The organism is Streptomyces sp. NPDC037100 (assembly GCF_055606225.1).
In genome coordinates this window covers 70,311-80,783 of sequence record NZ_JBVJSX010000006.1, presented here as the reverse complement: position 1 = coordinate 80,783, position 10,473 = coordinate 70,311, and the positions used below count along the sequence as shown (strand labels likewise).

The following is a 10,473-nucleotide window of genomic DNA, read 5'->3' as shown; positions in this document are numbered from 1 at the left end:
TGCGGATCAGCTGCCGGCGCCGGCCTCGGCCATACGGCGGCGCAGGCTCAGCGGGCGCATGTCGGTCCACAGGGTGTTGATGCGCTCCAGGCACTCCGCGCGGCTGCCCTCGGTGCCCTCGGCGTGCCAGCCGGCGGGCAGGGCGCGGTCGGCCCACCAGATCGAGTACTGCTCCTCGTCGTTGAGCACGACGCGGTACACACTTTCGTCGCTCATGTGTTCAGCCATGGAGGTGTCCCTTCTGCGCGGTGAGATGTGGGCCCATGGTTGAACGCAGCGCTATCGGGCATTTATCGGCCGCCTATACGCTCCGCTGAGACGCCGTGGACAGGGGCGAGCCCCCGGCGCCGAGGGACGCCGGGGGCTCGTGGATGCCGTCGATTCTTCGCTGACCAGCGATCAGGCGGCGTTGCTGTGCCAGTTGTCGTTGTTGACGTTGTTGTCGTTCAGGTTGGCCTCGACGTCGTTGGCGAGGATCCACGCCACGTCCGCGGCCTGGTTGTTGACGTTGCGGTTGTTGTTGCCGGTGTTGTCGCGGTTGTTGTTCATGGAGGGGTTCCTCTTCTCTGTGGTGGGCCGTCCGTCCCGTGAACCCAACTGCACACGGGTCGTGTGCGGCCGGCGGGTCGCTTCATAGCGGCGGAGCGCGGCGGCGATGCCCGCGGCTCCCGATGCCTCCTCCTTGAGGCAGATCGCGAGGGCCACCGCGTCCTCGATGGCCTGGTTGGCTCCCTGTCCGTGGTGCGGGAGCATCGGGTGGGCCGCGTCGCCGAGCAGCGTGGTGCGCGCGGTGCTCCACCGCTCCAGCGGCGCCCGGTCGTACAGCGCCCAGCGGCGCACCTCCCGCGCCGCGCCGACGAGGGCCCGCACCTGCGGCGCCCATCCGGCCAGCGTCGCGTCGAGGTCGGCGGGCCCGGCCGCGCTCGTCCAGGACTCGTCGAGCCCCTCGGGCGCCGGGGCGACGGCGACATAGGTGAACTGCCGTCCGCCACGGACCGGGTAGAGCAGTACGCGCCCGGCGGGGCCCGCGAACATGTACATCAGCGCGGGGTCGAGGTCCGGGAGCGCGGCCGCGTCCACCAGGCCCCGCAGCGCGCAGTTGCCGGAGTACACGGGCCGCTCGGGCCCGGCCAGCCGACGGCGGACCAGGGAGTGCACGCCGTCCGCGCCGATCAGCGCGGAAGCCCGGGTGACCGCGCCGCCCGCGAACCGGAGCGTGACGCCCTTGGCGCCCTCCTCGTAGCCGGTCAGCTCGCGCCCGGTGTGCACACGTTCGGCGGGCAGCAGCGAGGCCAGCATCCGGTGCAGGTCGCCGCGGTGCACCGTCAGGTAGGGGGCTCCGAACCGCTCCTCCCAGGCGGCGCCCATCTCCTGCCGCGCCACCGTGGAGCCGTCGTGGAAGGCGCGGACCTCCAGCGCCTCGGGCCGCACCGCCTTCCGGGCGAGCTGCCCGGCCAGGCCCATGCGGGTCAGCAGCCGGGTGCCGTTGGGGCCGAGGTGCATGCCGACGCCCTGTTCGCGCAGGGTGTCGCCCCGCTCGTAGACGTGGACGTCGATGCCGCGGCGGTGCAGGGCTGCGGCGGCGGCGAGTCCGCCGATGCCCGCGCCGATCACCGCGATCGTGGTGGTGGTCATCGGTGGTCCCATGCCTTCTCGAAGGAGTCGAAGGAGTTGAAGGAGTTGAAGGAGTTGAAGTCGTCGAAGGCGCCGGTCTCGCCGGAGCCGAGGGCGAGCACGGCGTCCAGGTCGGCGTCGGCGGCCAGTTCGACATCGGTGATCCGGGCGTCCGGGTCCCGTACGGCGGCCGTGAGCATCCGCTCGTAGCCGTCCGCGAACCGCTCGACGGTCGTCCGGTCCAGGACGTCGGTGTCGTAGGAGAAGACCGCGGTCACGCCCTCGGGGGTCTGCTCGATCCGCAGCAGCAGGTCCAGCTGGCCCTCCTGCTGCGGCACGTCGATCAGGGCGATGTCGAGCCCGGCGTACGGGATGGCACGGCCGACCGCCTGGCCCGGGGGCACGTTGGGCACCGGCGGTTCCATGCGGTCCATGTGGACCAGGAACAGCGCGGCGCGGAACAGGGTGGCCTGCGGGAAGGCCAGGCCGCACGGGTAGCGCACGCCCAGCATGCCCCGCATGATCCGCTCGCCGGCCTGCGCGGCGGCGTCCCGGAAGGTGACGCCGGGCCCGAACTCGGCTCGCACCGGGATGGTGTTGAGGAAGCAGCCGATCACGTCCCGCTGACCGCGGCCGGAGCGGCTGGAGGCGGGCACCCCGAGCAGGAAGTCGTCCTGCCCGGTCCAGCGGTGGGTCAGCGACTGGAACACGGCGAGCAGGTACGCGAAGGGTGTCACGCCCGCCGCGCCCGCCGCCGCGCCGATCCCGTCGGCGGCCTCGGGGGCGAGCCGCCGGACGACGGTGTCGCCGCGCAGCGAGCGCACCCGGGGGCGTGGCCGGTCCAGCGGCAGTTCGGCCGGGGCCGATCCGGCGACCGACTCCCGCCAGGCGGCGGCGGCCCGCAACCCGGCCTCGGAGGCGGTGTGGGCCAGCTCCGCCTCCGCGTGCTCGGTGTACGAGCCCTTCAACGGGCGCCAGTCGGGGGCGGTGCCGGCGGCGTGGGCCGCATAGGCGACGAGGACGTCACGGACCAGCAGCCACCGGGAGGTGAAGTCGCTGACGATGTGGTGGGCGGAGGTGACCAGCGCCCAGTCGTCGTCGGCGCGGCGCAGCAGCACCACCCGGAAGGTCCCCGACTCCAGCCGGAACGGCCGGGCCCCGGCCTCCTCGACGGCGCGCAGCAGCCCGTCCTCGTCGATTCCGGCGAGGTCCCGCAGTTCCAGCCGTACGACGGGTGCGTCGGAGGCGATACGGACCGGGCGTCCGCCGTGTTCGGCGAAGACGGAGCGCAGCAGTTCCTGGCGTTCGCCGACCGAGGTGACAGCGGCGTCCATGGCGGCGGGGTCGACCCGGCCGCTCAGCCGCAGCGGCATCACGATGTTGTAGGCGGCGCTGTCCGGGGCGATGCGGTACGCGGTCCACATCGCCTCCTGGATCGAGGTCAGCGGCAGGGCCCGCACGGCGGAAGTCATCCGCAGCCTCCCGCGTGGCTCAGGTCGGAGGCGGGGCCGCCGACGAGGGCGGTGCCGGGCTCGGCGGGCTCGCGGTTCTCCGCGGGGGGTGCCGGGGCGTGCTCGGGGAAGGTCGCCGCGAAGTCGGCGACCCGGTCCAGGCCCCAGAACGGCTCCGAGCCGTGGATGAAGTACGGCACCCCGAACACACCGTCGCGGTCCACGTCCACCAGGGCCTTGACGCCCTGCGCCCGGATCTCCGGGTCGTCGGTGACGGCGCCGGCCTCCTCGGCGTCCAGGCCGATGGAGACGGCCAGTTCACGCACGGTGGCCGGGTCGCAGAGGTCACGGCCCTCCAGCCAGCGGGCCCGGCCCGCCCGCTCCACCCACGCCCGGCCCAGGCCCCGGCGCTCGGCGAGGAACCACGTCAGGTGCGCGGGCTCCCACCACGGGTCGGCGTCCACCGGCCAGGTCAGGGTGAGCCCGCGGGCCGCGGCGAGCCGGCGCACGTCCCGCAGGATGTAGAACTGCTTGGCGCGGGACATCGGGACGTAGGGGAACTCGGCGCCCGCCTCGGCCAGCAGCTTCCGGCTGGTCTCGTCGGGCTCCCAGAAGGGCCGCCACTCCAGCCGGTCGAGCAGGCCGGGGTGGTTCTCGCGCAGCTCGCGCAACGCGAAGAAGTTGTAGGGGCTGCGCAGGCTGAAGTAGAACCGCGGCGGCCGGGCGGCGCGTGGCATGGCTGACTCCCTTGGGCGGATGAGGTTCTCAGACGACCAGTCCGCCGTCGACGGCGAAGACCTGTCCGGTGATGTAGGCGGCGCGGTCGCCGGCCAGGAAGGACACCAGTTCCGCGACCTCCTGGGGTTCGCCGAAGCGGCCCAGCGGGATGCGGCGGGTCATCTCCTTGGTGTGCTTCTCGGAGAGGCCGCCGGTCATGTCGGTGCTGATGAAGCCGGGGGCGACGGCGTTGGCGCGGATGCCGGAGCGTCCGGCCTCCTTGGCGAAGGCCGCGGTAAAGCCGATGATCCCGGCCTTGGACGCGGAGTAGTTGGTCTGGGTGGCGTGCCCCGCGGCGGCGACCGAGGAGAGCGTGACGACGGTGCCGCGGCGGCGCTTGAGCATGGGGAAGGCGAGCGTGCGGACGACGTTGTAGGTGCCGTCGAGGTTGGTGCGCAGCACGGCGTCCCAGTCCTCGTCGGCCATCATCGCCAGGTGGCCGTCGCGGACGATCCCGGCCGCGGTGACCACCACGTCGACCGGTCCGAGCAGCTCCTCGGTCTCGGCAGCGAACGCGGCCACGGCGGCCCGGTCCGTCACGTCGACGCGGCGGGCGAGGGTGCGGGCGCCGTGCGCGGCGGCGGACTTGGCGGCGAGCGCGGCCGCCTCCTCGTTCGACTGGTAGCACAGCGCGACGTCATGACCGTCGCGGGCGAGGGTCTCCACGACGGCCCGCCCGATCCCGCGCGAACCGCCGGTGACCAGGGCGACCGGCCTCGGTGTGTCGGACATGTGACGTGCCTCTTTCCTCGGTGACGGGACGGGTGGCCGCGGGTGGTGTCTCAGGCGAGCCGCAGCAGCAGCGCGCCGAGGGTGCCGTCGCGGTCGGCCGCGGGTGTCTCAGGCGAGCCGCAGCAGCAGTGCGCCGACGGTGCCGTCGCGGTCGGCCGCGGTGATCAGGGCGAGTCTGTCCCCCAGGCTCGGGTCGCTCTCCGCCTCGGCCAGCGCGGCGGCGAGCTGGAAGGCGGCGGAGGCCGCGCCGGCGTCGCCGACCAGGGAGCGCACCGGGAGCCGGTTGCCGGTCAGCCCGTCGAGGGCGGACTCCTCCTGCTTGCCGAGCTGGCCGGGCGGGTTGCCGGGCACGATCAGTTCGACGTCGTCGGGGGCGGCGTCCGCGTCGGCCAGGACGTCGGCGACGCAGCGTTCCAGCGCCGCTCCGGCCCGGCCCTTGTCCTGGAAGGCACGGAAACGGGAGCCGAGGACCGAGGCGAGCACGGGCCGGCCCCCCTCGTGGGCGGACGACGCCTCCTCCAGGAGGAAGAGCGCGGCGCCCTCGCCGAGCGGCTGCGGTTCGGCGCCGTCGTGGTCGGCGACCCGTTCCAGCCGGGCCCGCTGTACGGAGAACTCCTCGGCCGCGCCGGCCAGCAGCGCCGTGCCGTGTCCGCCCCGCAGCAGCCGGGAGGCGTACTGGAGGGCGAGGAGGGCGGTGGTGGCGCCGCCGGAGACGGTGACGTTGGGGCCCTTGAGGGTGTGCCGGATGGCACTGGCCCCGGCGGGGCAGTTCATGACGGTGTTGGGGAAGCGTGCCGGGTCGACGAGGTAGGGCTTGTCGCCGGTGAGCGCGTCCCGGGTGAAATCCATGATCGACTGGACGCTGCCGGAGGTGCCGAGCACCAGGCCGGTGCGCTCCGGGTCGGCGGCGAGGCGGGTGCCGTACTCGTCGAGGAGCATGCCGACCGTGGTGGCCGCGATGCCGGTGACCCGGTCCATGGAACGGGTGCCCTTGCGGCCGAGGACGGCCCTGACGTCGAAGCCGGGGATCAGCCCGGCCTCCGGGTAGGGGACCGGCCAGGTGGCCGCGTCCACCGGCGCGACAGCCCGCAGCCCGGATTTGAGGCCCTCGGTGAAGCCCTTCCTGCCCAGTCCGTACGGCGAGGACACGGCCCAGCCGGATATCGCCAGCCGGGGCGCGGCTGCGTTGGCCTGGAGCGCCATGCTCGTCAACTCCTCTCACGATTGCGGCCGCCGGCTCTCACGCCGCCTGCTCCCACTTGCCGAGGACCAGGACGGCGTTGTTGCCGCCGAAGGCGAGTCCGTTGTTCTGCACGACCCTCAGCTCCGCCTCGACCGCCTCGTTGGGCACGCAGTCGACCGCGCACTCGGGGTCGGTCGAGCGGTGGTTGATCGTCGGGGGGATGAAGCCGTCCCGCAGTGCCAGCGCGCAGGCCGCGGAGGCGAGGGCGCTGGCGGCGCCCATGGTGTGGCCGATCATCGACTTGATGGAGACCGTGCGCGGCAGGGTGTCGCCGAACACCTGCCGGATCGCGCCGACCTCGGTCACGTCGTTGGCCCTGGTGCCGGTGCCGTGCGCGGAGATGAAGTCGACGTCCGTGGCCTCGATGCCGGCGTTGCGGTGCGCCGCGGTGATGCAGCGGGCGATGGAGTCCCGGTCCGGGGCGACCGGGTGGCTGGCGTCGCAGGACAGGCCGTAGCCGAGTACCTCGGCGTAGATCCGGGCGCCGCGGGCGAGCGCGGACTCCAGCGACTCCATCAGCAGGATTCCGGAGCCCTCGCCGGTCAGGATGCCCTGCCGGTCGGCGTCGAAGGGACGGCACACGTCGGGTGCGATGGTGCCGAGCCGGTAGAAGCCGGTGAAGGTCTTGCGGCACAGCGCGTCCGCGCCGCCGCACAGCGCCATCTCGACGTCTCCGGAGCTGATCGCGTCGTAGCCGTAGCCGACCGCGTAGTTGCCGGCCGCGCAGGCGGTGGGCACCGTGACGGTCTCCACGTCCTCCAGGCCGAGTTCGCGGACGATGCCGGCCGACAGCCGGCCGGGCCACACCCGACGGGCCGCCGCCTCGTCGAGGGCGTCCTCGCCCTCGGCGACCTGGAGCGCGGTGAGGTGGTCGAGGTCGCGGGACTCGCCGTCGGTGGTGCCGACCGAGACCAGCGAGCGCACCTCGCGCACCTGCTGTGCGGTCAGGCCCGCGTCGGCGACCGCCATCCGGCTCGCGGCGACCGCGAACTGCGCGGCCCGGCCCAGGTCGTCCGGGGACTGGGCGGCCAGCCAGGCCGCCGCGTCGAAGTCGGTGATCTCGCAGGCGTTGGAGTACGCGAAGCCGGTGGTGTCGAAGGCACCGATCGGTTTCGCGCCGCTGCGGCCGGCCCGCAGGCCGGCGGCGAAGGCGTCGACACCGGTACCGATGCTCGTCACCACGCCGAGGCCGGTGACGACCACCCGGTGCCGGGCGCCGCGCCCGCCGCGGCCCGGCGTCGCGACCCCGCTCACTTGACCTGCGCCTCGGCGACCACGGCGTAGACGCCGGCGAGGTTGACCATCCGGCTGAGCTCGGACTGCGTCAGGGCGATGCCGAAGGTCCGCTCCAGGGAGGAGAGGATCTCGATGGTGCGCAGCGAGTCGGCGTCGTGCTCCTCCTTGAACAGACTGACGTCGGTGACCTCGTCGAGTTCCAGCTCGAGGATGTCGCAGACGATCTCCTTGATCTCCGCCTGCTGCCCGTCGTCCAGGGCAGGGAGCTGAGTGGTCATCGGGTGCCTCCGTGCATCGGTGTCGGCCGCGCGGGCCTCGGGTGGTGGTGTTCGGGGATGCGTTCATGGTGGCGGGGGCCGCTATCGGTGCCCTATATCCGCCAACTCCTGTGATTCGGCCACGGGTTGGGGCGGCAGGTCAGTGTCCTGCGACAGCTCGGCGACCTCGCCGAAGTGGCGGCGCACCCAGGCGTCGTCGTAGATCGTGTCGAGGTAGCGGTCTCCGCCGTCGGGCAGGATCAGCACGACGTTGGAGCCGGGTTCGAGGCCCGGTGCGATGCGGTCCAGCGCGGAGACCACGGCTCCCGAGGAGCCGCCCGCGAGGATCGCCTCGCGCCGTACGAGCCGGCGGCAACCCACCACACAGTCCAGGTCGGTGACGTGGACGACGTGGTCGGCGTCCGAGGGCCGCAGCAGCTTGGGCCGGATCGACGCGCCGTGGCCCGGCACCAGCCGGGTGCAGCCGGCGCTCCGGCCGAACAGCACGCTGCCGACGGCGTCCACCGCGTGCACGGTCGTCGTCAGGCCGCTCTGCCGGATGTACTCGGCGCAACCGCCCAGGGTGCCGCCGGTGCCGGCCGCCAGGATCAGGTGGTCGACCTTGCCGTCCAGCGCCTCGGCGATCTCGCGCATCGTGGTCAGGTGCGCCTGCCGGTTGAGCGGGTTGGCGTACTGGTCGGGCCAGTACGAGTCGGGTGTCGAGGCCAGCAGTTCGGCCACCCTGCGCAGCCGCATGGGCAGCAGCTCCCCGGTGACCGGGTCCGGGTCGGTGACGACCTCGACCCGGGCACCGTAGGCCCGCAGGATCGCGAGGTTCTGCTGGGTGGTGCGCGCGTCGACCACGCACACGAAGCGCAGTCCGAAGTACGCACAGATCTGGGCGAGTCCGATCGCGAGGTTCCCGGAACTGGACTCGATCACGGTGGAACGACCGGGCACGAGCTCCCCGGAGCGGATCCGGGTCAGCACCATCGACAGCGCCGACCGGTCCTTGACGCTGCCGCCGGGATTGAACCGCTCGGCCTTGGCGAACAGCCGTACCGGTAGGTCCGGTGCGAGCCGTTCCAGCTCTATGAGCGGAGTGTTCCCCACCACGGCGAGGATTCCCCGGAGTTCGGCAAGCGGCATGCCGGGAAGTCCGCCCGGTCCCTGGGCAACGGCCTTCCCGTCTTCGTACGGCATCTGATGCAGCCATCCTCTGCTGGGAGTTGCGGGGCGGTTTTCGACACCACCCGAGATTCGCCGAGCCGCCTATACCTCACCCATACGAACCTGCTCAAGCGGCAATTCCGGCCACCTATAGATGCCGCATAGCGGGCCAGCCGATTCTGGCGATTAAACGCACTCGACAGCATGAAAAGTCACTGCACACAACGGCGCACAGACGCACCCGACCGGAGAAATGAGCTCCCCTATGACCGACATCGGTACGACCGACACCGACTCCCGCGTCCGCAAAGTCGTCATCCTCGGCGGTGGCACGGCCGGCTGGATGACCGCCGCCTATCTCGGCAAGGCGCTCCAGGGCACCGTCGACATCCAGGTACTGGAGGCCCCGACCATTCCCCGGATCGGCGTGGGCGAAGCCACCGTGCCGAATCTGCACCGCGTTCTCTTCGACTACCTCGGCATACCCGAGGAGGAGTGGATGCGCGAGTGCAACGCCAGCTTCAAGATGGCCGTGCGCTTCGTCAACTGGCGCACCCCGGGCCGCGGTGAGCCCGGGGCGCGCACGCTGGACAACGGCCGGCCGGACCACTTCTACCACCCGTTCGGCATCCTGCCCGACCACGACAACACGCCGCTGTCCCACTACTGGTACAAGAACAAGCACGAGGGCCGCACCGACGAGCCGTTCGACTACGCCTGCTTCCGCGAGCCGCCGGTGATGGACGCGAACAAGTCACCGAAGTGGCTCGACGGCACCGAGTCCACCCGGTACGCCTGGCACTTCGACGCCGCCCTGGTCGCCGACTTCCTGCGCCGCTTCGCCACCGACAAGCAGGGCGTGGAGCACGTCCAGGACGAGATGGTGCGGGTCGAGCAGGACGGGCGCGGCTACGTCACGGCCCTGCACACCAAGTCCGGCCGGGTGCTCGACGCCGACCTGTTCGTGGACTGCTCGGGCTTCCGCGGGCTGCTGATCAACAAGGCGCTGGGCGAGCCGTTCGTCGACATGAGCGACCACCTGATGTGCGACAGCGCGGTGGCCACCGCCGTGCCGCACGACGACGAGGCGAACGGGGTCGAGCCGTACACCTCGGCCATCGCGATGTCCTCCGGCTGGGCCTGGAAGATTCCGATGCTGGGCCGTTTCGGGTCCGGCTACGTCTATTCCAGCAGATTCACGTCGCAGGACGAGGCGACCACGGAGTTCTGTGAACTGTGGGGGCTCGACCCCGCAAAGACGCAGTTCAACCACGTTCGTTTCCGGGTCGGCCGAAACCGCCGCGCCTGGGTCAACAACGTGGTGAGCATAGGCCTTTCCTCGTGCTTCCTGGAGCCGCTGGAGTCGACCGGCATCTACTTCATCACCGCCGCGATCTACCAGCTCGCCAAGCACTTCCCCGACCGCACCTTCAACCCGGCCCTGGTGGACAGCTTCAACCAGGAGATCGAGGTGATGTTCGACGACACCCGTGACTTCATCCAGGCGCATTTCTACTACGCGCCGCGCAACGACTCGCCGTTCTGGCAGGCCCAGAAGGAGCTGAAGCTGCCGGAGAACATCCAGCGGAAGATCGAGGCGTACAAGGCGGGGCTCCCGGTCAATTCGCCGGTCGCCGACGAGTCCACGTACTACGGGAACTTCGAGGCGGAGTTCCGCAACTTCTGGACCAACGGCAGCTATTACTGCATCTTCGCCGGCCTCGGTCTGGAGCCGGACACGCCGCTGCCGGCGCTCGCCCACAAGCCGGAGTCCGTCGCGGGCGCCCAGCCGCTGTTCGACAAGGTCAGGCAGGAGCAGCAGCACCTGCTGGACACGCTGCCCAGCGCCTACGACTACCTGCGCCGCCTGCACGGCAAGTAGTCCCCGGCCACGGATCAGCCCGGCGGCGCCGAACCCCCCAGCCCGCCGGGCCAGACCCGCACCGTGCAGATCCCTGTCCCGATTCCGGGCCCGATCCTGCTTCCGACAGGA

General features: G+C 71.7%; 10 protein-coding genes. 1 reads left to right on the top strand and 9 read right to left on the bottom strand.

Going from position 1 to position 10,473, the window contains the following annotated elements:
* Window positions 1–6: 6 nt before the first annotated feature.
* The 9 genes from ACZ7EG_RS20705 to sbnA all read right to left on the bottom strand — a co-directional run bounded on the left by ACZ7EG_RS20705 (window position 7) and on the right by sbnA (window position 8,459).
* Window positions 7–216 carry an MbtH family protein gene (locus tag ACZ7EG_RS20705; protein WP_425576637.1) on the bottom strand — a complete coding sequence of 70 codons (210 nt, stop codon included), beginning with the start codon at window positions 214–216 and terminating at the stop codon, window positions 7–9.
* A 183-nt stretch (window positions 217–399) separates the two neighbouring features.
* Entirely contained in the window at window positions 400–1,635 is a 1,236-nt protein-coding gene (locus ACZ7EG_RS20700; protein ID WP_471080622.1) for an FAD-dependent monooxygenase, read from the bottom strand.
* Window positions 1,632–3,086, bottom strand: a complete 1,455-nt coding sequence (locus ACZ7EG_RS20695) for a condensation domain-containing protein (protein ID WP_471080619.1) — start codon at window positions 3,084–3,086, stop codon at window positions 1,632–1,634. Before ACZ7EG_RS20695 ends, ACZ7EG_RS20700 begins: the two co-directional genes overlap by 4 nt.
* Window positions 3,083–3,802, bottom strand: coding sequence for a DsbA family protein (locus ACZ7EG_RS20690; RefSeq protein WP_471080616.1), 720 nt, complete (start codon window positions 3,800–3,802; stop codon window positions 3,083–3,085). The genes ACZ7EG_RS20695 and ACZ7EG_RS20690 overlap by 4 nt, the downstream gene beginning before the upstream one ends.
* 28 nt (window positions 3,803–3,830) lie before the next feature.
* Window positions 3,831–4,574: a 3-oxoacyl-ACP reductase FabG gene (gene fabG / locus ACZ7EG_RS20685; protein ID WP_471080613.1), complete on the bottom strand. Its 744-nt coding sequence runs from the start codon at window positions 4,572–4,574 to the stop codon at window positions 3,831–3,833.
* Window positions 4,575–4,682: 108 nt separating this feature from the next.
* Window positions 4,683–5,777, bottom strand: coding sequence for a beta-ketoacyl synthase N-terminal-like domain-containing protein (locus ACZ7EG_RS20680; RefSeq protein ID WP_471080611.1), 1,095 nt, complete (start codon window positions 5,775–5,777; stop codon window positions 4,683–4,685).
* 37 nt (window positions 5,778–5,814) lie between these two features.
* Window positions 5,815–7,071, bottom strand: a complete 1,257-nt coding sequence (locus tag ACZ7EG_RS20675; protein ID WP_471080608.1) for a beta-ketoacyl-[acyl-carrier-protein] synthase family protein — start codon at window positions 7,069–7,071, stop codon at window positions 5,815–5,817.
* The gene (locus ACZ7EG_RS20670) at window positions 7,068–7,331 is read right to left on the bottom strand and encodes an acyl carrier protein (protein WP_471080605.1); all 264 of its coding nucleotides are present in this window, start codon (window positions 7,329–7,331) and stop codon (window positions 7,068–7,070) included. Before ACZ7EG_RS20670 ends, ACZ7EG_RS20675 begins: the two co-directional genes overlap by 4 nt.
* A gap of 81 nt (window positions 7,332–7,412) precedes the next feature.
* Complete coding sequence (gene sbnA / locus ACZ7EG_RS20665; RefSeq protein WP_471081840.1) at window positions 7,413–8,459, bottom strand: 2,3-diaminopropionate biosynthesis protein SbnA; 1,047 nt, start codon at window positions 8,457–8,459, stop codon at window positions 7,413–7,415.
* A 286-nt stretch (window positions 8,460–8,745) separates the two neighbouring features.
* On the opposite strand from sbnA, the gene ACZ7EG_RS20660 reads away from it, so the two are divergent.
* Entirely contained in the window at window positions 8,746–10,362 is a 1,617-nt protein-coding gene (locus ACZ7EG_RS20660; RefSeq protein ID WP_471080602.1) for a tryptophan halogenase family protein, read from the top strand.
* Window positions 10,363–10,473 lie beyond the last annotated feature (111 nt).

Excerpts from the sequence above, each read along its gene's own strand:
- ACZ7EG_RS20705 (WP_425576637.1), bottom strand. The coding sequence starts at position 216 with ATGAGCGACGAAAGTGTGTACCGCGTCGTGCTCAACGACGAGGAGCAG.
- ACZ7EG_RS20700 (WP_471080622.1), bottom strand. The coding sequence starts at position 1,635 with ATGACCACCACCACGATCGCGGTGATCGGCGCGGGCATCGGCGGACTC.
- ACZ7EG_RS20695 (WP_471080619.1), bottom strand. The coding sequence starts at position 3,086 with ATGACTTCCGCCGTGCGGGCCCTGCCGCTGACCTCGATCCAGGAGGCG.
- ACZ7EG_RS20690 (WP_471080616.1), bottom strand. The coding sequence starts at position 3,802 with ATGCCACGCGCCGCCCGGCCGCCGCGGTTCTACTTCAGCCTGCGCAGC.
- fabG (WP_471080613.1), bottom strand. The coding sequence starts at position 4,574 with ATGTCCGACACACCGAGGCCGGTCGCCCTGGTCACCGGCGGTTCGCGC.
- ACZ7EG_RS20680 (WP_471080611.1), bottom strand. The coding sequence starts at position 5,777 with ATGGCGCTCCAGGCCAACGCAGCCGCGCCCCGGCTGGCGATATCCGGC.
- ACZ7EG_RS20670 (WP_471080605.1), bottom strand. The coding sequence starts at position 7,331 with ATGACCACTCAGCTCCCTGCCCTGGACGACGGGCAGCAGGCGGAGATC.
- sbnA (WP_471081840.1), bottom strand. The coding sequence starts at position 8,459 with ATGCCGCTTGCCGAACTCCGGGGAATCCTCGCCGTGGTGGGGAACACT.
- ACZ7EG_RS20660 (WP_471080602.1), top strand. The coding sequence starts at position 8,746 with ATGACCGACATCGGTACGACCGACACCGACTCCCGCGTCCGCAAAGTC.